Source organism: Sphingobacterium sp. DR205, from assembly GCF_011064245.1.
GTDB lineage: Bacteria > Bacteroidota > Bacteroidia > Sphingobacteriales > Sphingobacteriaceae > Sphingobacterium > Sphingobacterium athyrii.
The window spans coordinates 3406652-3432227 of sequence record NZ_CP049333.1 but is presented as its reverse complement, the minus strand read 5'-3'; the positions used below and the strand labels follow the sequence as shown (position 1 = coordinate 3432227).

Here is a 25576-nt window from a genome sequence, read left to right as displayed (position 1 = left end):
ATTTAATGGTCTGTTTTTGAATGCAGATCCAGCAGTCCCAGGGCATGTTGCATCTCGGTATGGAGCATTCTCAGGTTGTAAGTGGCCCGTAGCCGATTTATCCGTGCCTGTGTCAGCGCTAGGTCGGCATCCGTCAGCTCAAGGCGTGAACCTAAGCCATTTTTGAAACGGTCTTCATTCATCTGATAGTTAAGTTCTGCTGAACTGACGGTTTTTTTCTGTATTTCCAATTGCGCAATGGCTTCTTCCCATTTGCTGATGATCGTGGCCAGCTGGGTTTTGATTTCATCTCTAAAATCGTCTAAGCGTATCTGTTCCTGTTTTAATTTAATATTTGCCTGATTGATTTGCGATCGCGTCCTGTTGCCGTTGAAAATCGGTATGGAAAGCTGCAATCCCAAGAATGACGTCCTGGGCCAGGCATAGTCTCCCAGCCGGATATTATCTGCCTGTGCCTGTACCTGATATTGACCTACCAGGGCCAGTCTGGGCATTAGCCCTGCCTCATTGGCTTCCTTTTTTTTCTGTTGAAGATCAATGAGCAGTTGTTTGATCGCGAGATCCTTCCGGTTTTGTGCGGCAGTTTTCAATAGCTCGTCCAACAGATAGGGTTCGCGCTGGCCACTAAATTCCAGTTTATCACTCAATACAATACGTTGGGATTCATCCATTCCAATTAATCTTTTTAATTCGATAAGTGAAACATTGATACTGTTTTTTAGATACGAAACAGATGACTTGATGTTTTCTACCTCGATAAAGCTGCGCAAAGTATCGGATTTCAGTGCCCTGCCTTGTACAAATAGGGAGCGGGCATCATTCAGGGATCTGATATTTCGGAGCAGATTTTGTTCAAATAAAGCAAGCTGTTCATTCATAATCAAAATGTTAAGATAATCTACCGAAACCCGAAGCGCAACCTTGCTTTTAAGGTCGGCTGTTTTTTGACGTTCGATCTGCTCATTGATCAATGCTGTTTTCTTTTGTCTATTGAGATCGGCCGCAAAAATAGGTTGATATAAGGTTAGCATGCCGTTAAATGCATTTTTCCCACCAACAGCTACATCTTGCACGGGTTTACTGGTGCCGGCAAAATAACCCGGTAGAAATATTGTTTGTCGGTCAAAGTAGTAGGAATAGGATACATTTGCTGAAATGGTAGGCAGCAGTGCCCCTTTACTCTCCGCTGTAAGTGCTTTCGCGTGTATTTCCTCCAATAGCTGTGCCTGTACTGTTCTATTTCCTTTCTCTGCGATTTCCAGTGCAGCGGACAGGGATAGCGCTTTATGCTGTGCATGCAGCTTGCCCCCGTACAGCAGCAGCGTGATAATACATGTATATACTGTTTTTCTCATGGTAATGAACTTTGGAATTGATAATTAGTGCGTTGCGTTTTCATGTAGGCTTTCGGTATCTGCTTCAACAATGACTTCCCTGCGCTTATTGCTTGACAGGTAGGAGTAGACGGCCGGAATAATGAATAATGTGAGTATACCGGAGAACACAAGTCCGCCGGCAATGACAATACCCAGAGACTGACGGCTGTTTGCCGTCAGCGCAATAGGCAAGGCACCGAATATCATGGCCAGTGAGGTCATCAATATCGGACGAAAACGTTGTTCAGCCGCAGTAATCGCAGCATCATACTTTGAAAGACCGGTATCTTTGAGGTGATTGGCAAATTCAACGATTAGAATACCATTTTTGGTGATGAGTCCAACGAGTGTAATGATGCCGATCTGGCTAAACACATTTAAGCTCTGACCAAACCAATGTAGGCTGAGGATCGCTCCCGTTACTGCCATCGGTACGGTAAGAATAATGGTGAGCGGATCTCTTAGGCTTTCAAACTGGGCGGCCAATATCATATAGATGAGCAGGAGCGCCAGTATCAGTGTGAAGGTGATATTGCCCTGACTTTCACTGAAATCGCGTGACTGCCCAGCTAAGGAGGACTTGAAATTTTCACCCAACACATCGGCTTTTATTTTTTCGATCTCCTGTATAGCCTCAGCAAGGCTTACACCCGGCATGGGTGCGGCAGATATGGTAGCGGAAGTGTATTGATCGTATCGGTAAATAGCCGCCGGGCTTACGGCTTCTTTCGTGGTAATCAGGTTACTCAACGGGATCATCTGCCCGTTTGTTGAATGCACATAAATACCATTTAAGTCATTGATATCATTTCTGTAAGAACGTGACAGCTGTCCGATCACTTCATATTGTCGATCGTCGCGTAGGAAATACCCATAACGTTGCCCGGAAAGGGAAAGCTGTAGGGTACGGGCGACTTCTTCGATGGATACGCCCATCAGCGCGGCCTTCTCCCGATCTATCGTTATTTTTACCTCCGGTTTGTTTATTTTAAGATCCGAATCGGCAAACATCAGTTTTTTGCTCTGACGTACCGCACCCAAAAATTTAGGCAGCACAGCGGTCAGGCTGTCCAGATTTTGCGCCTGCAATACAAATTGGACGGGCATACCGCCGCCATACCGTGTGCCGATGGTTGGCGGGAGGTAGGGAAATAGGAGGAAGCCCCGGAAATTGCCTGATGCGGCGCCATATTGGTTATACAGATCCTGTATTGACGCTTTCCTTTCTTTGGGGTCTTTTAGATAAATACTTTGCACCGCGACATTCACCGGGGCGGGAGCAGGGATAAAGGAAATGGCCACCATGGAGTAGGTCTGATACAAGCCATCGGTGGAGTCATTCACATATTTTCCAACCTCGATCATATTCTTTTTCATGTACTCGAAAGAAACTCCCTCCGGAGCGACTGCAATCAGGTTCATATTGGAACGGTCTTCTACAGGAGCAAGTTCAGATGGCAATTTTTTACCAACGAAATAGATCAGTCCTGTAGTAACGGCCAGAAACACCCAGGCGAGCCAACGTACCCGCATAAAAAGAACCAGCAATTGCGTATAACCGTTATTTAAACGGATGAAAAAAGGTTCGGTCACGCGATAGAACCAGCCCGGACCGGCTTTCTTTTTGAGGAAATATGCACTCAGCATCGGCGTCAATGTCAAAGCCACAAAAGCAGAAACCAAGACGGATCCGGAAACGACGATTGCAAACTCGAGAAAGAGCTGACCGCTGATACCTCCCATAAATACAATAGGTAAGAACACCGCCGCCAGGGTAATTGTGGTTGAAATCACGGCAAAATAGATTTCTTTGGAACCTTTAAAGGCAGCCTGAATCGGGGACATCCCTTCCTCAATTTTCTTGTAAATATTCTCCAGTACGACAATAGCATCATCGACCACAAGTCCTATTGCAAGCACGAGTCCCAAAAGTGTAAGTATGTTGATGGAGAAACCAGCAATATACATAATGAAAAATGCAGATAGGATAGATACCGGTATGGCCAATACCGGAATAATGGTTGAACGCCAATCGCGAAGGAAAAGAAAAATTATAAGCACCACCAATCCAAATGCTATAAATAGGGTTTCTTCTACCTCTTTGATGGATTCGCGAACAGAGCGCGTGAAATCAAATCCTACAATAAGACGATAATCGGAAGGTATATCTTTTTTGAGCTGGGCCAGGCGCTTGTAAAATTCGTCCACCACCTCTATGGCATTGGCATCACGTTGAATCTGGATCGCAACACCGATACCGACACGGTTCAGATTGCCCGTTTCATTGATAATGGCGGTACGTTCATTCATTTCACCGAGCTCTGCCACACCGATATCCTTCAGCTTGATAACGCTATTGCCGGTTTTTTTGATCAGCATCTCATTAAAATCTGTTGCACTGTTGAGCCGTCCGAGCGTCCGGACGCTCAATTCACTATGATCGCCTTCGATTCGCCCCGAGGGCAGATCAATATTTTCTCTGAGCAAGGCGCGTCTCACATCTTCGGGGGTAAGCTGATAGGAAGCTAATTTAACTGGGTCGAACCGGAGCCGCATGGCATATTTATGCTCACCGACGATAGCGACGTTATTGATTCCTGGAATCGACTGCATCCTGTCTTTGATCACTGTGGATGCAATGTGACTGACCTCCTTGATGTCTTTTGTATCACTTTCTACTTCAAGAAAGGCAACCAGGTTGTCTGCGGAAGAGGCTTTCTGCACAATGGGTGGATCTACATCTGCCGGCAACTGCTTCCGGGATTTGGCCACTTTATCCCTGACGTCATTCAACGCATCCTCAATGTCTGTCTGGCGGTTAAATTCGACCGAAATAACGCTCACTTGCTCACGCGATTCCGAAGAGATCGTCCGGATCCCGCCGGCTTCGGCAATAGACTCCTCCATGGGACGGGTAAGTTTAGATGCAATGACATCCGGACTCGCACCTGGATAGAACGTAATCACGGAGATGACAGGAGGTTCGGTCAGCGGGAACTCCCGCACGCCCAACTGTTTCCATCCGACAATTCCCAATATGACCAACAAAAGAGAAAATACTCCCGCCAGTACGGGTTTTTTTATACTTAGTGACGATATACTCATGGCATCTTATTTAGTTGGAATAATGGCTTTTACGGGGGTACCATCCGTAATGCGCAACATATTGGACACGATAATACTGTCTCCGGTGCTCAGACCGGATGTTATAACGGCATCCGCTTCCGTGCGGTTACTGATAGTGACTGCAACAGGCTTTGCTTTTCCGTCGACGATAACAAAGGCATTGTATCCGCCGTCACCGGGCATAAGGGCCTCTGTGGGTACCTTGACACCTTTAGCATCCTTGCCATTGCTGTCAAAATGTATTTTGGCGGACATACCCGGCCTGAATTTTTTATCGGAATTATCCACGCGTGCCTGCACTTCCAGGCTGCGGCCCGAAGCATCCAGTCCCGGCTCCGTGGCGAGCACGGTCGCCTCGAGTTGTGCTGCGGAAAGGGCAGTGGTGAAGCGCACTTTTGTCCCGTTATTGATCAAAGGCAGATGCTTCTCGGAAATGGAAAAGTTAATCTTGAGGCTGAGCTGATCCTGCAGGGTAACCAGCGCTGTACCGGGGATGACATAGGCGCCCACATGCACTTTTGAGATACCGATTTTTCCGGAGAATGGAGCTCGGATTATCGTCTTGGCCAGTTCGACACGAAGCAGTTCCTGCCGGGCGGTCAAAGAACGAAAATGCATAAGTGCCTCGTCGTATTCCTGCTGTTTTATCGTTTCGGTTTTCAACAGGTTCTGTAAACGCTCTTTATTCAGTTTTGCGAGCTCCAATTCAGCGCCCACCTGATTGAGACGTGCCCTGATATCGGTATCATTCAGGATATAAAGTATCGATCCCTGCTCCACGTAGCTACCATCCTGAAATGCGACCCGGGCAATTTTTTGATGCAGTTCGCTCACAATGGACACTTCCCGATAAGGCATCATGGTTCCTATGACGGTCTCGTCCTGACGGAGTTCCTCCTCCTGCGCGATCAGTATATCGACTGGTAATCGGGTGGCATCAGCCTTGGCGCCGCTCGATGCCGCAGCTGTTTTTTCGGGCTTGCTCTCACAGGCTATTAGTATAATACCCAGTAGGGGAACTAACATGCCCGTTCTGGATTTTGTTAATTTGTATAACATGGTCTTGCTTTTTAATTGTGCAATAAATGATTGAACGCTACTATCTTTATCAATTGATCATTGGAATTTCCCCGGCATTTCGCCGGTGGTTTACCCAAATACAAAATTGACGATACTCGTGCAGGCGCAGCGTATGCAACTCCTTATTCGATTTATAAGATTTACTGATTTTCACGGCAATTCTGATACCCTCGCGAATGCTGTTAGATGCTACACTCTATTGCCCGCGCATCAGATGGTAAAGCTCTCATTGTCGCCAATAGATTAAATGCGCAGGTAGGGTGTATAAACGTAGGGAAGTATAAAGGTAAAGGGGGATAAACAAGGCGAGCTACTGGTGTTTCAGTAGCCCAGTTGAATTTCTGGCCTGTTTAAAATGGCCAGACGTGAAGCCTGTGTATTTTTTCAGTTGGTTGGATAAGTATGCCTGACTACTGTACCCCATGGCATAGGCAATTTCAGTCAGGGACATTTCGGTGTAAATCAACAATTGCTTTACCCTTTCGAGTTTCCTAAAAATAATGTATTTTTCAAGCGTTATCCCCTCAGTCGACGAAAATAGGGCACTCAACGTATCGTAATGCTTGTTTAGCTCATCGCTGATCAAGGCCGCAAACCGGGTCGGAACCCCACTCGCCAGCTGCATGTCAATACCTTTTTCAACATACTCTTTTATGCCATTGATTATCTTCTGTTTCTTTTCGTAAAGCAATTCGAAGCCGTTTCCTTTCAGCATCAGTTCCATTGTATCCATCTTTTGGGGAAAATCATCTGTAGCCTTTAGTACGACTTGCCCCAGCATAATGTCCAGTACCTCAAAACCCAGAATCGTCATTTCTCTTTCCAGTACATATATACATCTATAGCACACCATTCCTTTTATTAACAGAGTCATAGTTTTCATCATGTATTTGTCCCTCTTTTTTATATTCGGATAAAATTCAGCATTTGTGCTAAATATGATTATATGATATTCCGTCTTAGATTTGCGAAATTTTAGGTTATTCCTTTTGACTACGTAAAATGTTATAACATAAAGGGGGGAAAAATATATAGCCGGTCCCATTGATCTTTCGGAACTTTGAAACAGATCATAATAGGTTAGCAAGATGAAGAACAGAGCAAGTAATGAACATCAGATCAGCAAGGTGCTGAAAGACTATAATTCGGGAAAAAGTGGCCTGGAGCTTTTTGATAAATATGGGGTATATGGCGCAACGGTTTACGAACTGAAAGATAAATATAAAGATGTCGCAACGGATATTCTGGCCATACTGGTAAATTTGAACGAGGAGAACAACAGGTTGAAAACGATGTATACGGAGCTGTGTCTCCAGCATCGGAATCTTAAGGAACTGTTGAAGGAAAATTTTTGAGCCGTATGTGTTACTGTAGCGTAACACATACATCCCCGTTTTGGGGATAACTTTGACAGAGCAAAACTATTCCCGCTGCAATATCCTGCTCGGGCAACGCATCATGACGGAGCATATGAATTGTACCCATTGTTTTGACCGCCCAGCATGTACCGCAAGTTCCGTTGTTGCAAGAACTTGCCACATTGATATCATGTATCTTCATGGCCTCCAATATCGATTGCCCGGATTTAACGCTGATAAGGGAAGTACATTCGAACGTCTGTATTTCATCACCGACATAGGTATCCTCGAAATGTGTGACAATAACCTCATTTGTGCAGCCATCGTTTTCAAAATTGACCGCATTTCCGGATATCGCATTGAAATATTCCATATGGATATTTTCCTCCGGAATTTTTAGGCCTGTCAATGCATCCCTGTAGAGATCCATCAACGCAACCGGACCACAGATATAATATTGCGTGTCATTAATTGCCGGAACAAGCCTTTTGATAACTGATCGGAGCACAAGTAAGGAAAACCTCCCGGGGATATGGTTCATTTTTGTGGAAACAAATTCCGGATCCGTAAAAGAATAGCAAATATCCAGCCTGCGATCCGCTTCAAGTGATGCTAATGAATTCTGGAAAATAGTCTGTTCCGGTGATTTGCTACTGTAAATCAATAAGGGATTATGTTTTGTAACGCCGATACTCTTCAACATCGAAAACAATGGTGAAATACCGCTTCCCCCTGCGAGCAGAACAACCTGCTGTTGATCTGCTATCTTTTGATCCAAAATAAAATTCCCAAATGGCCCCTCTATATTCCATGTCCCAATATTCGCTGCATGATCTACAATATAGGAACTTACCTTACCGCCTTCAACCTTTTTAACCGTAATCGCCGGATAGTGATCCGAAGGTCTGGAACTCAATGAATAAGACCGTATGAGCGATTCGCCGTTGAAATTAAACCTGACATTCAGGTACTGTCCGGGCAGATGGGTCATACGATGCCCTCCTGTATCGAAGTATATTGTTACAGTATCGTCTGTTTCCTTTACAATTTTATGGGTATGCCAGATATATTTTTTCATGCTATGATTCCTTGTGTGACAATGCTCATAAGTGTCAAACAGCTATATTTTGTTCTGTTGCCGACTGATGTTCTCAAGTTTGATTTTTCGGATACGTTTGAAGTGTGCCGATGTTAACCCGGTATAGTGCATTAATTGCTCCGATAGATCATTTGACGTTTCGTAACCTAGTGCTTTTGCGATCTGTGACAGTGGCTGTTCAGTATACACAAGCAGCTCTTTTACCTTCTCGACAATCTGTTTTAGAAAAACCGCTTCCAGACTCATATCACATCGGGCAAGGAACAGACTGTTCAATTCCTGATAATCTGTTTTTAGTTCGTTGCTAAGTTCCAGTGCGAATTGGACGGATTTTCCGGTTTCCAATTGCGATTGAATGATCTGCTCCGCTACGCGATAAACTTTCGTTATCATATACGGCCATTCATCTGAATTGTACATATTTATCATAACTTTTTTATAAAAAGGGACTTTTCGCAGAAATTCCTATCAGAAGCGTAAAGAAACAGGTAGTCTGCTTCTTTACGTTTCTGGGCACTACCCACAGCAACCTGTTGTGCAGTTTGAAGATTTTTCATCACGCTCAGCCATTACAGTATAACCTGCGTTCGTGATCGCGGACAGCAGTTCTTCTTCGATTTCATTGCGTCCAATTGAGACAGTAAGCTTTCCTGCTTCCAATCTTTCGATTTTGACGTCTTCAAACGTGTTGATCACAGCGTTCACTCTTGCTTGACAGTGTGTGCTCTGCATATCGGGTATGCTCAATGCTACATTTTTCATCTTGAATTTATTTTAGTCCTACAAATTTCCTGATTACATATCGGGGAATTACTATAGTATTCCGTGAAAGAGTTGTGAAATTTACTGATATGCAAGGATAGCGACTATTGGTTAATTGTCTTATCTTGAAATAATGGCAGTAGTTTTATCGGGCTGGGGTCAGCTGCCATATGATACTTTTGTTTTGACAAGATACTCATATACAGTTGCTGCTCCTTTGTTGTGATGGCCTGTATTAATGTACCATATCTTTTGGGAAGGGAAAATATGCCGTTGTAATAATTATAAAGTATACTATTCTTCCTGAAATAGATTGCCCGAAGAAGATTGAGCTCGGCTATCAGATGCGGATTGTCCGGACCTGCCAAAAGAGTACGCGCGATAAGCTCGTAACTGCGCTCAAGCTCCTCTGAGATGACCAGTTCCAAAATGATATTCATATTTCCAAAGAATCGAAAGAACTTACTTCTGGAGAGATTCAACGCTGAAATAAGATCGGATACTTTGAGCTGTCGTATTTTTCTGGTTGATAAAAGATCCTTGGTATGTGCAATTGACTTCCGAACGAGATTCGTGTTTTTTATATCATTTTTATCCATAAGAAATTTCCGTTAGTACAGTTGAAATTAATCCTGTCAGAAACTTGGGGTATAACAAGTTTAATCACAGGTAAAATTCGCAATATTAACATAATTGCGCCTATGGAATTGTTGAGGTGATTTGTAAGATTTTGTTTTTGGGAAAAATGTTTCTATGTCTTTTGGCATAGCAGCGGTAGACCTACATCGGAAGATACCGCTAATCTATCCTATGCCCGGAACCCCACGCGGATGGCTTTGAGACCGATCAGACCCTGTAAATCCTCCACCTCAAATTTTTCGATATCATCGTTTAATAAGCCTTTGTGCTGCAACAAATTGATATAACCTAAATACTCGGTTTCTTCATGTAAATGAGAATAGACGATAACCAATTTCCCTTTTTGGGTAATACGCTCGAAAGACCCTTTTATTTTGGCTTTGTCGATGCGTTTTTTAGCAATTTCGTAACGTACGTTGTAGGATCCGTCGATATCAAACTGTTTTTCATCCATTTTGAAACGGATGGAAATCGGGGTGGCGAAGACCAGAACTAAGGAGGTCACCTCCAGCTGGTGCGGGAGCTGGGGTTGCAATATCCTAAACTGACTTTCCATTTCGCACATGACCTGCAATTGCCATAAACGTAAATTTTTGAGGTAATATAGCTCAAAATTTTTATCGGGTGCAATGGAAGCACCGATATAAAGGTTATGCTCAATGCCGTCGGTCTTATAACGTTCGTAATAATGCGGGAAATACTCCTGTGCTTCAACCTGCTTTTCGTCAAGAATAGTCACCAGCTTTTTATTGATCAGCGTGATCGAGTTGTCGTAATCCTGTCGTGCCTCATAAAATCCGCCTATGGCAAGGTTTATACGTTCGAAATAGGCATCAATCGCCTTTGCAATGTCGCTGTTTTTATTGTTTTTACGGAAGTTGTCCAGAATGGGATGCACATCCAGATTAAAATGATCCAGGATGACCTGTTCGGTATCGGTTGTGAGCGTATGATCAAGCGTTTCCAGGTTTCGCTCCAGGTCAAAGATTTTCTGTTCAAACAGGGGTAAGCTGTGCTCTTGGTTGATGGCGGTAAACAATGCGATCAGGTCGGTCGCCTGATTGATCAGATCCTGCTTAATGGCCTGATTGCGGGATTCCGAAGAGCCTTGCACGTCAATCTGACCATAGAGTGGATACACGTGTTCAAAGATGATCTCCTGTAGGGTATAATCCTTTCCAAAGGCTCTGTCATTCAGGTAGTGGATTGCCTCTTCCTGAAAACGCCATTTGACACTGGGGTGGATTGACGTATATTCTCTTTGAATGATCGCTTCAATCTGGTTCTCCGTTTCAGAAAATGCTTTGGATACTTTGTCCTTGATAAAAGGTAAAATAAAGTTGAGTTTGTTGGCATTGACCGAATTCAGTGCGCGGACTTTGGAAGAGGACATTTCCAAGATGCCGAGCACTTTATCATCTTGTATCAAAGGGGCAAAGATAAAGCTCTTGACCTGTTGCTGTTTGAGTTTGTTGATAAAAAACTCTTTTTTCGGATCTAACGTGGGCAACTGGTCAATATCCGGAACAACCAAAAGCTCCTGGGTTTTTAGCATGCTTTCTAAGGTTTCATTACAAAGCATTTCTTCACACTCGGCTATCGTAGAATCGTAAAGCAGGTGGCTGTACAGCTGTTTTTCGACGATTCTCAGATTAAAGTCTTCCTTGATTTTTTCAAATGAGGTCAGCCCGATCCGCAGATCGTCTATTCTGTAAATGGATCTGAAAATGTCCCGAATTTCTTCCAGCTGGGCAGGCGTATCTTCACGTAGCAAGTTGCTTTTGAAGCTGGATACAGCGTTCTCCGTCGTTGCATCGAAAAGGGTCATCAGGGAAAAACCTTTCATGATCCAGCTCTGTTCAGGAAATTTAGATTTCCACAGGGCGATATCCGAAAAATTATCAATCAGCTCAATAATGTCCTCCGAGGAAAGTTCCAATGCACGGTCCGTAGGAATAATATCTACAAAATCAGCATTGAACAGCACCCGGTAATGATGCATGATGTTATTTTTATCCGGAATATCCAGAAATATCGGCATATCCATGGCATCTACTTTAATGCCATAATACTGACTGATGATCATGCAGCAGTTTAGAATATAGTAGGTGTCCGGAGAGAGGTCGCGGTAATTAAAATCATAATGATCACCGGCATCGCGGAGGATATTGTCCAGGCGTTCAGTATGATTGAAGGTGTATAGGTAAAAGGGGATCGTAACAGCCTTGATCTCATTCCTGGTCAGCGACCTTGGAAAAAGATCCGCCAAAAGGACTTTGATAATAGGCTCATATTGACGTAAATCTTCCTTTTTTTCGATCCCATCTGTCAGCATTGGGTATTTTTTAATTTCTTCCAGTAAAGATCGGGCATAGCTAGCCTGAAAATCAACTTCGGACAGCGCCGTCTCCTCAAAAGATCCGATAATCTTATGAAAGGCGATAAGAATCTTAAAAGGACTGGAGTCAAAGTTGAAGTTAAATTGCATAATGCGTTTTGCTGACTAAAATGTGCTTGTTATTAGATTCACACAAAAGTATAAAATAATCGGGTATTGCAGAGCTACTTTTTTACAGCACCCGGTTTTTCCTAGGGATTGAATTGATGTTATGTATAATATTTATTATTTTCGAATGAAACAGATTATGCAGCATTCATTTCCCGTATACTATCATTACATCGCACGCAACAGAAAACGGATCAGCTGTTATCTGTACGAAGATAGCATATACTGTAAGGTGCGGACAAAAAATGGGCTGACAGAACAACATAAATTCCGGTATGAAGACATCCATAAAATTCATTTGGGGCTTCAGGATATCTCATGGCATACCATCGATATTTATTTTAAAAACAGGAAACATATCCATCTCAAAAGCGTGACGTTCTTTATCGAAAGGAACGGAGAAGAACTAGAGCGTCCTAAGACAAACGAAATAGATATTGCCTCGGTAAAAGCCAATAGGATAGCTTATAGTAATTTTGTGACGGCTTTACACGAGCGCATCAGTAGGTATGGCACAAGTCATTCCATTATCTTCACCCATGGAAATCCATGGAAAAAAATTCTGATCTGGATCCTGATGTTGGTCATCCTTATTTTGTTGCCGCTTACCTGGAAAATAGGATTCTATGGCTGGAGTCTATTCTTCGTCGTCAGTTTCCTGCTACTCTTGTTATTTAGCTGGAAGATAAACTTCAAAAAACAATATAGACCTGATCAGCTGCCCGAAAAATATTTGCCCTTTTAAATTCTTATAGGAGATATACTGTGGTCCGAATAGTGCGATACAAACTGAACTATTTTGCATCGCCCGATGTTCTTCAAGTAATCCGCCTCTAAATGTACAGGAGGTTGAGAAACTAATACAAGATAAAATGAATGTATTTAACAAAAATATGTTAGGTGGACTAATAGGAGCGATAATCCTCAATGTGATCCACAGCGCAGCAAAAAGATTTGATACCGAAGCGCCAGCAATTGATGAAGTGGGCGAGGAGGCAATGAAAAAGACGGTGCAAGCTGCCGGATTTGAACCACCAAAGGGAAATGCATTGCTGGCGGCTACCTTTGGTGCCGATATTGCTTCAAATGCGATGTTATACACCATGATCGGGTATGGCGGCGATAAACATATCCTTCTCCGCGGGGCGCTGCTCGGGACTGTCGTCGGCCTGGCGACATTGACAATTCCCGAGCAAGCCGGACTCGATGCCAAGCCTATAAAAAAGACTGAACGCACAAAAATAATGACCGTCTCCTGGTATATTATCGGCGGAATGGCAGCGGCGCTGGCCATAAAAGCTATGCGGAGAAAAGGATAAATATTTCGGAAATCTGGATAAATGGAAACATTCTTTTGGATTATACCATCCATCCGGTTTTAATTCTGTACATTTATAAAACCTCCCTACGTGCAGCACCTTGTTCAAGATACAAGACGATCGTATGCAAGGACTTCACATAAATAATCGACGATGATTTCAACAATGAAAAGAGGAATTGCATTCCTGTCAACTTTTCCCCCTCGCGCCTGCGGTATTGCCACCTACACAACAGATCTGATGAAGGCTATTTCAAGTAAATTTAGGGATTCATATGAGCTCATTCCCATACCAATTGTAGCACCTCAAGGTCTTACAAATTATGACAAGGCGCCTTTAGGTCTATTGCAGATTGCCGATCCACTTGCTTTTGATACGCTATTTGAAAACATTCAGTTCCAAAGGAATATTGATTTAGTCTGTATTGAACATGAATTCGGTTTATTCGTCGGTCAGGAAGTGAAATTCAGATCTTTCCTTTCCGAACTCAATGCGGCAAAGATCACCGTTGTGATCACTTTTCATACCATATTGCCGAGGCCAGATGGCAGGTTGCTTGAACAGGTAACTGCTATTGCGGCGTACTGTTCACAGATTATCGTCATGACACAAAGTTCTGCTGATATTCTTATGAGTACCTATGGGATCTCCACAGATAAAATCACGATGATTGCACATGGCACGCATCTGGCTCCCGCAAATAATAAACAAGAAACACTGGAGCAGTATAATCTATTGAGCAAAAAGGTCCTGAGCACTTTTGGCCTTTTGGGTCCAAGCAAGAGTATCGAAACAACATTACATGCGCTCCCGGCTATTATCAGACAAAATCCTGATGTGCTATTTCTTATTCTGGGACAAACACACCCTACATTGCTACTTCAGGAAGGGGAGGCCTATAGAAATCTACTGGAAGAAATAATTGAGCGGTATGAACTTTCGGATCACGTCAGGTTTGTAAATGAATTTCTTTCGATCGAGTCGCTGTTAGCTTATCTATCGATCACGGACGTCTATCTTTTTACGTCAAAGGATCCCTTTCAGGCGGTCAGTGGAACCTTTTCTTATGCGTTGAGTTCGGGTTGTCCCATTGTTTCGACGCCGATTCCCCATGTCAGGGAAGTTCTGAAGGCAGACATGGGAACAATGATCGATTTTGAAGCATCGGACCAACTGGCTGAGGCTGTCAATCAAATTTTGGACGATGCACCGAGGCTGGAGAGAATCCGTCATGTGAACCTCCAAAAAATGGTTAAAACTTCTTGGCAAAACGTGGCTATTGCCCACGTCAATCTATTCGAACTGCTCGTCGACGAAAAAAGGGACATGATGTATTCTATGCCACCGCTCAATCTGGACCATATGTTTCGGATGTCAACGGAGCGTGCGTTTGTCCAATTCGCGGACATCAGTATGCCCGACCTTAACAGCGGTTATGCGCTAGATGACAATGCCAGGGCCCTTATTGCGATGTTACATCACTATAAGTTATATGAATCTCAGGAAGACCTCGGACTGATCAAGAAATACCTGGATTTTATAGGCTATTGCATGCAGGAGGATGGTACATTTTTGAATTACGTGGACAGTGACGGTCATTTTACCGAACAGAACGAGCAGGAGAACCTGGAGGATGCCAATGGACGCGCGGTGTGGGCTTTGGGCGAAGTGGTCGGATTAGCGCATCTTTTACCGGAGCGAATAGTCAAACCTGCGATTGAACTTTTGGAACGAGCTTCCGCACATGCTTTGCTTTATTATTCAACTCGGTCAATGGCCTTTACAATAAAAGGCTTAAGTTTTATGAGAGGCAAAAATTATCAAACTATCGTAACTGTACTGGCGGACCGTCTGGTCGCGATGTTTACGCATGAAAGTAGGGGCGATTGGCAATGGTACGAATCCTACTTGACCTATGGCAATAGCGTAATTCCAGAAGCATTGTTGGCCGCTTACGAGACAACCGCTGATACAAGATATCGCGACATCGCTTACCAGTCCTTCGACTTTTTGTTGAGTAGAATCATTGTTGATGATGAGATCCATGTTATCTCCAATAAAGGCTGGGCGCAACGTGAACAGCCGCGATCTGAAGCCAAAGGCGGAGAACAGCCCATAGATGTGGCCTATACCATTATTGCGCTGGACAGGTTTTACAGACATACAAAAGATGAGCATTATAAAAACACGATACGGACAGCGTTTGAATGGTTTCTGGGACGCAATCATATCCAGCAGATCGTTTATAATCCGGTGACAGGTGGTTGTTTCGATGGTTTGGAAGAGCGTACCGTAAATATTAATCAGGGAGCAGAATCGACCATAAGTTATCTATTGGCAAGGCTCAAGATGGAGGCTTATTTGCCTGAGCATGTAAGCTAGCCTATAGCACCCTGATGGAACTGGGATACCTATGTGAATTATCAATCTCGATCTTTTTCATTTTAGAACTTTGCGCACGCGTACAATGTTCTTGGGGAATCAAATTTTCTATTTGGCGGACAGCTTGGAATTGTTTATCCTTGGGGATGAGTTATTGCTGCCGTTTTAATCCGGAAAATAAATGTCAATGGTAAAATTCAAACAAGGTATACCCATTAAAAAAGATATCCCCGTCAGGACGCTACCCAAAGAATTTGGGAATGGTATTGCTATCGCAAAAGTCTCACCCGATTCTTTCTGGGAGGACGAGGAAACGATGCAGGCCCATCGACACGATTATCATTTTTTTGTTTTGCAGAAAAGTGGTGTCACCGTCATGGAAGTAGATTTTAAGCAGTACCGCACAGATAAGCCCACCATCCATTATCAATCGCCCAACCAGGTACACCGCGCATTGAAGGTGGAAAACATCGAAATGTTTATGCTGATCATGAGCAATGAAAATATTCCCGCCGACTACCTGAATATTTTGCAGAGCATCTCGCCTCTAGAGCCTCTGGAGATCGGACCGGAAGATCTTGAGATTATTGAGAAGAGCTATAACCTCTGCGTTGATTTATATGAGCGGACGACGGACAAGCTGTATCCTTCTTTGCTGCGCGACAGCTGCAATGCATTGATCGGGTTACTGATTTCCATACATCTAAAATATACCAAATCGGCGGATTCACTTTCGCGATTTGAACGGATCAATAAGGCCTTTTTCCTAGCCTTGGAACAAAACTTCCAAACGCTGAAACGTCCCGCTGACTATGCCACCAAATTTAATATTTCTGTTTCCTATCTCAACGAATGTGTAAAAAATGTAACCGGCTTTTCGGTTTCCTACCATATTCAGCAGCGCGTGATTCTCGAAGCTAAACGATTACTATATCACTCAGACAAATCGGTTAAAGAGATTGCCTTTGAATTGGGTTATGAAGATTATCCTTATTTTTCCCGTCTCTTTACCAAGATATGCGGCATGAGTGCTAAAATGTTCCGTAGCAAAAACCACGATTAGTCCAATCAATACAGCTGTCCATTCTTTTTTTTGCTGCCGCTGCTGGCTTTCTTTGTATTGAATAAAAATAGAAGATTATGCCAAGCGCTCCAAAATGGGTTTTTGATACCCTGAATCTTTTCGTACCTCAAATTCCCAATGTACGGGTAAGCCAGATTGAACATTTATCAAGTTCTCTCAAACGAATCAGTTTACAGGGGGATTTTGAAAAACTGCATTTTTCGGTAGGTGCTTTTTTTGACATACGCGTCTCTGATACAGACGCCCGAAGATATACCATTGCCGAAATAAACAACGAAAAAGACAACTTAAAATTAATTGCACATATCCATGGACATGGCCTAGGCAGTGACTATATGAACCGGCTACAAATAGGTGATCGTATCATGCTCAACAAACCACGGACAGAACAAAAGTATTACGACCATTCGGCGGAGAAAATCGTATTCTTTGGCGACGAAACGTCACTGGCATTAGCCTGCTCTTTTTTGCCGGTGATGCAAGAACAAAAAAAGCAGTATCTGTTTCTTTTTGAACTGGATGCTGAGAACAATATTATCCCTGAGCTGCTGGGACTGGAAAACAGTATCATCTTTCCAAAATCAACGGTATTCGCTCATCTCGAACAGATCAATGACTTACCCATTTTCAAAAATGGGGACTGGTCCGATGCTTACTTTGTGCTTACAGGAAATGTGAAATCGGTACAAAATTTTAGAAAAGTGATAAAAATACATACGAAAGCGCGGATCAAGCACCATGGCTATTGGCTGCAGGGAAAAAACGGACTTTAACCTTGAACAATGCATTATTTAGTAATAGAAAATAAACAACTGGAGGAATTGACCTATGACATCGTAGGCTTTTTCTGGGACAATGGAAACGAAATATCCATACAGGAAGGGTATACAGGTAAAAACAACAACTACCAGCGCATAGATTTTATTGTTTCGTTGGACAATTGCTGCTTTTCGGAACCACATATCTTAAAAACAAAACAGTTTATCCATTTTTGTAAGGATGGGGTGTACTCCAATGTCATTCCTTTTCCCTACAGGATATTTGAATTTAAAGACCTGAACAAACATACACTCGCGGCTTTCTTTTCCTGGAGCAAGCGTCTGAATCTTTTTAAAAGTAGTCGAGAGCTATAGCTGTAAAGAAAATACACTGATCTTAAAATAGATCAGTGTATTTTCTTTCTGCCTCAGGCATCTAATCTGTTGTTATTAAAGAGCAGCTTTGATTGCAGCCAAACAGTCAGATTGATATTTCATGATATTATCTTTTTCCGTGGCTGTTATTTTTCCATCGACCGCGTTTTTGTCGATCTCATTTTTAATATCTAGCAACGCTTTTTCCTTATCTACTGCTTTCTCATGTGAGTCGGCATTGATACGGTCCACCCAAGTTTTACCTAATTTCGTATAAAGCTCTTTCGCTTTGTCAGTAGTTAGGGTTGGGGCAGGTACCGATGCAATAGCTGCATTGGCAGCAGCCTTATTTGAATAAACAACAGCTTCAGCATCTTTAGTCGCTGCATCTTCTGAAGTTTTCATCGCTTCTTCAGTCGCATCAGCAGCTTTGTCCTCTGCATGTTCCATGCTGTCGGCTGCTTTTTCCTGTGGTGTTTGATTGTTACATGAAAATAAGATTGCTGCGGTCGCTAATGATGCGAAAAATGTTTTGTTTAAATTCATATATATATATTTGTTTAGTGAAACTAATTAAATAACAAGTTACTTTGAGAATTCGTTTGTTATAATTTATTTTTTTACTTATCCAAACTTATTCTTCTATTCTTTTGGCAATTTTTGAACTAAATGAAATTATTTCAAACAGTTTTTAGCTGGGTATTGTTGGTTATATATAGAATGCTTGTCCATTCATGAAGAATTTTTTTTAAAAGCTAGGCTCCTTTCCAACCTGGCTTTTTTTAAGTTTAAAGGCTAGTGAGGATTACCATTGGAATAGGAAAAGCAAGATTTTGAAAGATAATAGGATTTAAAACAATCGTTTAATTTAACTCAGATAAATATTTTTTTGATATATTTAGCGATCAATATGATTTGTTTGAAGAGGGGTGCAGGATTTAACTATTTGTGGCAAAATATCTCTTGGAAGATTTCCTATGATGAGCAGATTTAATTACTAAAAATTAGCATTATGCGGCAGATAGAATGCCATGAAGAGGAGATTCATCTATGTGGTAAGATTCAGTTTTTTGGTTTCTTATTTATTTTTGATGACAGTGGATGTATCGCCGCAAGTGAAAACCTAGTTGAGCTCCTAGGGACACCAATGAAGAATATTTTGGGATTGCCAATGAACAGGGTACTCCCGCTATTGTCGACAGAGGTGGAATGGAATCTCGTAGAGATTGACAAGCAGATCAATGGCGAGATATTCGTTCGTTTTGTGGAGCGGATACGTGTCAAGGAAGTGGATTATTACCTCAGTATCTATCGATATGACAGGAAAACATATCTTGAAATCGAAATATGTAATGAGGATCATTTAAAAGCAACCCGTTTATTTTACTATGCCAAATATTTAGAAGAGCAGCATGGCAATGCCTGGCAGTCATTAACGGTGCTCATCCGACAGATCATTGGTTTTGACCGCGTTATGGTCTATCGTTTTGAGGAAGACAGTAGTGGCCAGGTCATCGCCGAATCGTTGGCCGACGATATGGACTCGTTGATCGGTTATCGCTATCCGGAATTTGACATCCCGTCCCAGGCAAGGGCACTCTACACCAAGTTTCTTGCGCGGCATGTAGCGGATATCGATGCCCCCACAATAGCTGTGCAGGGACGTGATGCGGCCGAAATTGATCTGACCCGCTGTAGCCTAAGGGCACTATCGCCTGTACATTTGCAATATTTACGCAATTCGGGGGTACTTGCCAGCGCCAGTTTTTCCATCGTTATTGAAGGTAAACTTTGGGGATTAGTTGCTTGCCAGAATCGTAAACCGCTCAATGTGGATCTAGCCCAACGACATTTATGCGCGTTTTTGACACAATATGCAATAAATTATTACCTTTCGGAACATCAGAAGGAAAACCTTGTTGCACAGACGATAATGGGCGTCATGGAGCGCGATTTAAAATCTGAATTGCTCGTAAATCACGATATAGCAGTGGTGCTGGAGCGCTTTGCTCCGCAGATCATGGAACTCGCGGTAGCCGATGGATTGATGATCAAACATGACCGTGGTTTCAAAACTTGGGGCGATGTTCCAACGGAGCAATTTCAACAACAAATTGATCGCCATCTGGATCAATTGGGAGACAACGAGCTATTCGCCACATCAAATTTTGTTTATGACGTAAATGAAGCGATGGAATCCACCATATTCCCGGGGATTATTCGAATAAATATTTTGCCGAGCAATACCTGGTACATTTATCTTTTCCGAAAAGAACATGTATACGAGGATGTTTGGGCAGGCAAACCGGAGAAGATCTATCAGTATGATCCCGAACGAAAAGTAGAATTCCCGTCACCACGGACTTCCTTTGAAGCGTGGCGTGAAATTATGAAAGGTAAATCCACCAAGTGGAGCAGGTCCGAAATTGCTTTTGTAGAAAAAGTTGCACAAATAACTCAACAAGCTATCGCACAGAGAGGGGGTGAGATCGCGCAACTCAATAAGGAACTAATGCGCTCGAATAACGCATTGGATACCTTCGGGTATACATTGACACACGATCTTAAAAATCCATTGTCATCCATTAAACTTGCGGCGCAGATGATGCTTTTAAAGGATGATCTGCCCAAAGATCTGCTGCGTAAAATGGCAAACAATATCATGGATGCCACAACACTGATCACCGAAATGATGGATAAGGTCTATCAATTGACACAATCCAATTCTGTTTCTTTTAAATTGGAGTTGATAGATCCTCAAATAAAAATCATGAACATCGTGGAAAGCTGCAAGCAACAGTTTGGGGTGACGCATCTAGAGTTTGTCCTGGGGCAAACTTTACCGGTGCTAGCCGAACGGACCCTGCTGTACCAATTGTTTTTAAACCTGATCGGAAATGCGATTAAATATAGCAGCAAGAAAGAGCAGCCATTGGTGGAGGTCTATAGTGAAAAACAGGATAATTCAGTCTGTTATTATATCAAAGACAATGGGATAGGCATGGATATCCAGGATAAAGCAAATATCTTCGAGATTTTTAAACGTTTGCCCAACTCACAGGCATTTGAAGGATCGGGTATTGGCCTTTCCATCGTGAAGCGTATAGCCAATCGACTTTCCGCAAAAGTATCCGTAGAAAGTGAGCTGAATGTAGGCACGACGTTTTGTGTTAAATTCAAAGGATAATAAGAGCGGTAATTCAAAACGCTATCACCGGGACTGACGGGCCATGAACAATAAACGTGATGAAACGGTCAGGAATTTTTCTTGACGACATCAACCATATGATCGAGATCAAAAGGTTTTTCGATAAAATCATCTGCTTTGCAGGCGTTTGCTTTCGCCGGTAAATCAAAAGATGTAGAAGTTAATACCGCCGAGATATCCTCGGTGTCCGGATCCGATTTCAGTTCCTCGATAACTTTGGCTCCTTTTTTAGTGCCCTTGATATGCTCATCAACAATGACGAGATTGGGATCAATTTCGTCAATTTTTTCTATGGGCTCGGTGGTCAAAGATGAAGTGACGTCATAGCCTTCGTCTTCCAGCACTTCATCCATAATATTTAGAATATCTTCGTTATCCTGAATAAGCACAATCTTTTTCTTCTTCATCATTTTAAAAATTTGTTCAAATATATAAAATAAGAACACTTGTTTTATGTGAATTTTTCAGGTCACTTTTTACATGATAGACCAACGATTTTGCCCTTGCTTTTGTTATGTATAAAGTTGATCCGCAAGGCTGATAAAACATTAATTATTCAAGTATAAAATTATGGGTATAAATAACAATGGTCCTAAGAGAGGCATAGAGGATGCAAAGGACGAAGAAAAAGAATTGAAAAAAGAAGGTAATGCTTTTGCAAATACACCCGATACACGGCCTTTGTCCAAAGCTATTGTGAAGGAAAAGAAAAAAAGAAACTAATATGCTCCATGGGGAAATATTTTCTGAGCGACAAAAAAGGCATAATTCTTGCTAAAATGAAAAAAGTTTAACTCAATAAATTATAATAAAATGGATAAGTATAATCAGCTGAAAGCTCTTATCGAAGGAGCAGAGAAAGATGCAGAAGCATTCTTTAACAAAAACAACAAAGCAGCAGGCACACGTTTGCGCAATGCGCTTCAAGAGACAAAAGCTCTTTCACAAGAGATCCGTAACGACGTTACTGCTAAGAAAAACGCAAAATAACTCCCCATTAGTTTGTTACATGAAGCCTGTTCTCCAAATGGATATAGGCTTTTTTAATTTTAATAATTGTCCTTTTCATCTTAACTCCGCATATAGGTTAAGCAATAACCAGCTTAAACCCCTTGCCGCGGATATTGACAATTTTAATCGTGGGATCTCCTTCTAAAAATTTACGCAGTTTGCTGATAAAAACATCCATGCTCCGGCTATTAAAATAACTATCATCCCCCCAGACATAGTCCAGCGCCACCTTACGGTCGAGTACAGCATCCTGATGATCAACCAGCAGCTTCAACAATTGGGCTTCCCTATAAGAGAGCTGCTGCTGCTTATTGCCGATGGTGAGATGCAGATTTTTGAAGTTAAAATGGTATTTCCCGATAGCATATTCTTCAGCCGTGGGGCTTTCAGCACGTTTTAGGGAGGATCGCCTATTGAGAAGGGCATGCATACGAATAATTAACTCTTCCATGCTGAATGGCTTTTTGATATAATCGTTGGCACCGACCTCAAAGCCCGTGGCCAGATCCTGAATCGTTGACTTTGCCGTCAGAAATATAATTGGAACTTCGCTGGTTAGTCCACGTACTTCCTGCGCCAAGGTAAATCCATCCTTGTAGGGCATCATCACGTCAAATATACAGATGTCAGGCCGCACCACACAGAAGGATGAAAAGGCCTTAAGACCATCAACAGCCCAGATTACCTCAAAATCACGGAGCTCTAGGGCTTCCTTGATCAGCTTACCCATCATGGGCTCGTCTTCGGCCAATAATACTTTAATTTTGTTCATACGATGATAAAGACGGATTAAAATTTAAGAGGAATGTGAAGGATAAACGTGGTCCCCATGTCCAGCTGACTCTCCACTCGGATTGTCCCCCCGTGTAGCTCCACGATTTTTTTAACATACGATAAGCCCAGACCAAAGCCTTTTGTTGCATGAACATTGCCCATGGGCACCCGAAAGAACTGATCAAATATACGGTCAACATAGTCCTTGGGAATGCCGATCCCATTATCGCGAAAGGACAGGCTGAAATACTGTTTTTCTAGGCTAACAAGCAGCTGGATATCCGGTGCCTGACGGCTATATTTTAGGCTATTGTCGAGCAAATTATAGAGAATGTTTTCCAAATGAGTCTTATCCACCACGACATTCGGAAAATCGTCAGCAACTGTGAGTGTCAACGTTCCTTTCACTTCATCTAGTTTAGACTTTGTCTGGCGCTGAAAATCATGCAGGATCTGACTGAGATCTGTGGGCTCTTTTTCCAAAATATAAGGATCATCCTGCGCCAGCCGAAGTACGGTTTCAATCATGCTGGATACACGTTTGAGTTCAGCTCCACAAATATTGAGGTATTCATCGAGTTTTTCAGGGTTGTCCTTTATCCCAAATTTGCTCATCAGCTCCACAGCCAGGCTCGCGGTGGCGATCGGTGTTTTGAATTCGTGAGTCATATTGGAGATAAAATCGTTCTTGATCTCGGTCATTTGCTTCTCACGATTGAAGGAATTAATGAGTGCTAACGCGGTATAAAAAAGCATGCCCAAAATAAGCAACGACACGAAGAAAAGCCATTTCATACTTTGTAAACTTGTCAATACATCGGGCTTTACAGTAATTTCGGCATTATACACGGGGCTGATGGTACTCCGCACCAAAAGGTAATGATCGACGGAATCCAAGCGCTGTTTTGTGCTATCTGCAAGAGCAGAAAAGGCAACTTTAAATTGATTTTTAAACTGCAAATTCTCAAAATTGGTCTTAATCAGCGAGTCCAATAACCGGCCAATGGCTAATGTATCCATTTCACTTTTTGTGGATCTGGTATCATTGGCGTAAACCTTAACCGCAGGCCGGGTCGATTGCGCCATTGATGAGAGTTTTGTCGGCTGAACCTGTTTTTTTAAACGGCCTGTATTAGCAGATCGCAGCTCCATCTTGTGAGCGCTGCTCGAAGGGATCTGAACGAAACTGTCTTTGACGAGACGTGTGCTGACTTTGACATTCTTGGGCCGCTTGCCCCCGGAGGTGGCCGCTAAGACTGAATCAACCAGTTTCTTCTCCATATCCTTGTCGCGTTCGGCGATATCCATTCGAAATTCATGTGCAGTCTTTTTCGGGGCGGCCGCACAGGTATCACAGTTTTTCTTTGCCGTGGAATCCTTTGTAATCTGCCGCCGGATCTCAACACCTTTCAGCTCATTATTGGAAACCTGATCGAGTATGCCTCCCATGGCACGCAGAATCGAGGACTGCTCTTTAGAAAGAGAGCTGTCAATACCAAAATATGTTTTGAGGCGAACGACATCTATCGCATCTTTGACTGCCCCCTGAATCATAATCTTCTCCTTTTGCTGATTGATACGAAAGGCATCGGATAGCCAAAATACCTGCATCACAATAACAGCTATGGTACTGGCAATGAGCAAGGTAATGATAATGCGTGTTTTCCTGTGTGTGGTCATTATAAAATTCTCAGCTACAATGCTAGCTAAAATCTGTGAAAAACGGGGATTTGCTAACAGTTCATAACACTACTTAACAGTAATTAACAATCCAGCATCTGGTTAACAGTATTTAACAAAGCGATTATAAAGAGCGCTGTTCCGCCCCGTTACTTTTGATGCATTGATAAGATAAAAATAATAAAAATGAGCACAACAAAATTTTTACTGACCGTTACTATCGGTCTTTTTTTCTTCGTACAGAAGTTATTTGCCCAAGACAATCAGGTAAATATGTTTATTAAATATGATCTTGAACATATTGCTGACAGCACAAAAAAGGAGAACCTGATTAAACGTTCCATGTACCTATATATCGGTAATGGAGGTTCCTTCTATTCGATGACCCCGATGGAAAAAAATCAGGAGCAAGGTGCACTCCATATCAGTATGGATGCTGTCGATCAGTCTGACGCACTGGTCAATCTTTATACGCCCTTCGGAACAGACGACAGTCCATGTTTAGTGACGATGCTCGGTCAATTGTATAAGGTGTATCCCAACAAGAATTATAAAATAGATTGGGCCATCACCGAAGAAAAACGAGATATCGGAGGATATGCCTGCATAAAGGCAACAGGACAATTCGGTGGACGTAAATATGAGGCTTGGTTTACCGAAGAAATCCCTTTTCCGGTCGGCCCTTGGAAGCTGCATGGCCTGCCAGGTGCCATCCTTGAAGCCAGCGATGTGGCCAATGAAGTTCGCTTTCGTTATGCCGGACTGGATAAGGTCACAGACAAGATGCCTCTGATGGAGATCGACAAATTACCCGAACTTCCCTACGAAAAATATCGCAAAGCACTTGAAAACAGCAAAGCGGACAAACTAGGAGCGATGATGGCTCAGTTACCGCCCGATGCTACAGTAAAATTCAAGACACAGGACGGAAGGGAAATCACGCGTGAACAGGCTGAAGCGCTGATGAAGGAAGCTGGAAAAGACAAACAAAAATTTCAGCTGAATAACCCGGCTGAACGTAGCATCAATTAAGAATCCC

General features: G+C 42.6%; 24 protein-coding genes. 11 read left to right on the top strand and 13 right to left on the bottom strand.

From position 1 onward, the window contains the following. Window positions 1-2 precede the first annotated feature (2 nt). The 4 genes from G6053_RS14670 to G6053_RS14655 all read right to left on the bottom strand — a co-directional run bounded on the left by G6053_RS14670 (window position 3) and on the right by G6053_RS14655 (window position 6456). Window positions 3-1355: a TolC family protein gene (locus G6053_RS14670; protein WP_165306910.1), complete on the bottom strand. Its 1353-nt coding sequence runs from the start codon at window positions 1353-1355 to the stop codon at window positions 3-5. A 24-nt stretch (window positions 1356-1379) separates the two neighbouring features. After that, window positions 1380-4481: an efflux RND transporter permease subunit gene (locus G6053_RS14665; protein ID WP_165306909.1), complete on the bottom strand. Its 3102-nt coding sequence runs from the start codon at window positions 4479-4481 to the stop codon at window positions 1380-1382. Window positions 4482-4487: 6 nt separating this feature from the next. Then, window positions 4488-5561: an efflux RND transporter periplasmic adaptor subunit gene (locus G6053_RS14660; RefSeq protein WP_165306908.1), complete on the bottom strand. Its 1074-nt coding sequence runs from the start codon at window positions 5559-5561 to the stop codon at window positions 4488-4490. Between the two features lie 331 nt (window positions 5562-5892). Beyond that, window positions 5893-6456 carry an AraC family transcriptional regulator gene (locus G6053_RS14655; protein ID WP_165306907.1) on the bottom strand — a complete coding sequence of 188 codons (564 nt, stop codon included), beginning with the start codon at window positions 6454-6456 and terminating at the stop codon, window positions 5893-5895. A 214-nt stretch (window positions 6457-6670) separates the two neighbouring features. Between G6053_RS14655 and G6053_RS14650 the strand changes: the two genes are divergently transcribed. Further along, window positions 6671-6937: a hypothetical protein gene (locus G6053_RS14650; protein WP_165306906.1), complete on the top strand. Its 267-nt coding sequence runs from the start codon at window positions 6671-6673 to the stop codon at window positions 6935-6937. Window positions 6938-6947: 10 nt separating this feature from the next. Here the strand turns inward: G6053_RS14650 and G6053_RS14645 are convergent, their stop codons facing one another. The 5 genes from G6053_RS14645 to G6053_RS14625 all read right to left on the bottom strand — a co-directional run bounded on the left by G6053_RS14645 (window position 6948) and on the right by G6053_RS14625 (window position 11928). Continuing rightward, window positions 6948-8018 carry an iron-sulfur cluster-binding domain-containing protein gene (locus G6053_RS14645; protein WP_165306905.1) on the bottom strand — a complete coding sequence of 357 codons (1071 nt, stop codon included), beginning with the start codon at window positions 8016-8018 and terminating at the stop codon, window positions 6948-6950. Between the two features lie 42 nt (window positions 8019-8060). Beyond that, window positions 8061-8432, bottom strand: coding sequence for an AraC family transcriptional regulator (locus tag G6053_RS14640; protein WP_165306904.1), 372 nt, complete (start codon window positions 8430-8432; stop codon window positions 8061-8063). Window positions 8433-8555: 123 nt separating this feature from the next. Continuing rightward, entirely contained in the window at window positions 8556-8771 is a 216-nt protein-coding gene (locus tag G6053_RS14635; protein ID WP_206531949.1) for a hypothetical protein, read from the bottom strand. 134 nt (window positions 8772-8905) lie between these two features. Next, entirely contained in the window at window positions 8906-9400 is a 495-nt protein-coding gene (locus G6053_RS14630) for a hypothetical protein (RefSeq protein ID WP_165306902.1), read from the bottom strand. A gap of 209 nt (window positions 9401-9609) precedes the next feature. Then, complete coding sequence (locus G6053_RS14625) at window positions 9610-11928, bottom strand: GAF domain-containing protein (RefSeq protein WP_165306901.1); 2319 nt, start codon at window positions 11926-11928, stop codon at window positions 9610-9612. A gap of 145 nt (window positions 11929-12073) precedes the next feature. Between G6053_RS14625 and G6053_RS14620 the strand changes: the two genes are divergently transcribed. The 6 genes from G6053_RS14620 to G6053_RS14595 all read left to right on the top strand — a co-directional run bounded on the left by G6053_RS14620 (window position 12074) and on the right by G6053_RS14595 (window position 17864). Continuing rightward, on the top strand, window positions 12074-12691 hold the full coding sequence (locus tag G6053_RS14620; protein WP_165306900.1) for a hypothetical protein: 618 nt from the start codon (window positions 12074-12076) through the stop codon (window positions 12689-12691). Window positions 12692-12818: 127 nt separating this feature from the next. Continuing rightward, window positions 12819-13265, top strand: coding sequence for a hypothetical protein (locus tag G6053_RS14615; RefSeq protein ID WP_165306899.1), 447 nt, complete (start codon window positions 12819-12821; stop codon window positions 13263-13265). A gap of 165 nt (window positions 13266-13430) precedes the next feature. Further along, window positions 13431-15647, top strand: a complete 2217-nt coding sequence (locus tag G6053_RS14610) for a glycosyltransferase (RefSeq protein WP_165306898.1) — start codon at window positions 13431-13433, stop codon at window positions 15645-15647. A gap of 181 nt (window positions 15648-15828) precedes the next feature. Further along, window positions 15829-16710 carry a helix-turn-helix domain-containing protein gene (locus G6053_RS14605; RefSeq protein WP_241255003.1) on the top strand — a complete coding sequence of 294 codons (882 nt, stop codon included), beginning with the start codon at window positions 15829-15831 and terminating at the stop codon, window positions 16708-16710. A 77-nt stretch (window positions 16711-16787) separates the two neighbouring features. Further along, on the top strand, window positions 16788-17504 hold the full coding sequence (locus G6053_RS14600; RefSeq protein WP_165306896.1) for an FAD-binding oxidoreductase: 717 nt from the start codon (window positions 16788-16790) through the stop codon (window positions 17502-17504). A 9-nt stretch (window positions 17505-17513) separates the two neighbouring features. Next, the gene (locus tag G6053_RS14595) at window positions 17514-17864 is read left to right on the top strand and encodes a hypothetical protein (RefSeq protein WP_165306895.1); all 351 of its coding nucleotides are present in this window, start codon (window positions 17514-17516) and stop codon (window positions 17862-17864) included. A gap of 75 nt (window positions 17865-17939) precedes the next feature. Here the strand turns inward: G6053_RS14595 and G6053_RS14590 are convergent, their stop codons facing one another. Then, window positions 17940-18410, bottom strand: a complete 471-nt coding sequence (locus G6053_RS14590) for a hypothetical protein (protein ID WP_165305114.1) — start codon at window positions 18408-18410, stop codon at window positions 17940-17942. A 466-nt stretch (window positions 18411-18876) separates the two neighbouring features. Between G6053_RS14590 and G6053_RS14585 the strand changes: the two genes are divergently transcribed. Further along, a complete protein-coding gene (locus G6053_RS14585) occupies window positions 18877-21051 on the top strand; it encodes an ATP-binding protein (protein ID WP_165306894.1) in 2175 nt (724 codons plus the stop codon). Between the two features lie 68 nt (window positions 21052-21119). Here G6053_RS14585 and G6053_RS14580 read toward each other — a convergent pair whose 3' ends face one another. Next, on the bottom strand, window positions 21120-21482 hold the full coding sequence (locus tag G6053_RS14580) for a response regulator (RefSeq protein ID WP_108634156.1): 363 nt from the start codon (window positions 21480-21482) through the stop codon (window positions 21120-21122). Window positions 21483-21642: 160 nt separating this feature from the next. Between G6053_RS14580 and G6053_RS14575 the strand changes: the two genes are divergently transcribed. Both G6053_RS14575 and G6053_RS14570 read left to right on the top strand, forming a co-directional pair. Continuing rightward, on the top strand, window positions 21643-21795 hold the full coding sequence (locus G6053_RS14575; protein ID WP_165306893.1) for a hypothetical protein: 153 nt from the start codon (window positions 21643-21645) through the stop codon (window positions 21793-21795). Between the two features lie 90 nt (window positions 21796-21885). Next, window positions 21886-22062 (top strand): histone H1, encoded by a 177-nt coding sequence (locus G6053_RS14570; RefSeq protein ID WP_108634157.1) that lies wholly within the window; start codon window positions 21886-21888, stop codon window positions 22060-22062. A gap of 97 nt (window positions 22063-22159) precedes the next feature. Here G6053_RS14570 and G6053_RS14565 read toward each other — a convergent pair whose 3' ends face one another. Both G6053_RS14565 and G6053_RS14560 read right to left on the bottom strand, forming a co-directional pair. Then, the gene (locus tag G6053_RS14565) at window positions 22160-22855 is read right to left on the bottom strand and encodes a response regulator transcription factor (protein WP_165306892.1); all 696 of its coding nucleotides are present in this window, start codon (window positions 22853-22855) and stop codon (window positions 22160-22162) included. Window positions 22856-22872: 17 nt separating this feature from the next. Continuing rightward, the gene (locus G6053_RS14560) at window positions 22873-24537 is read right to left on the bottom strand and encodes a HAMP domain-containing sensor histidine kinase (protein ID WP_165306891.1); all 1665 of its coding nucleotides are present in this window, start codon (window positions 24535-24537) and stop codon (window positions 22873-22875) included. Window positions 24538-24723: 186 nt separating this feature from the next. On the opposite strand from G6053_RS14560, the gene G6053_RS14555 reads away from it, so the two are divergent. Further along, on the top strand, window positions 24724-25569 hold the full coding sequence (locus tag G6053_RS14555; protein ID WP_165306890.1) for a GLPGLI family protein: 846 nt from the start codon (window positions 24724-24726) through the stop codon (window positions 25567-25569). Window positions 25570-25576 lie beyond the last annotated feature (7 nt).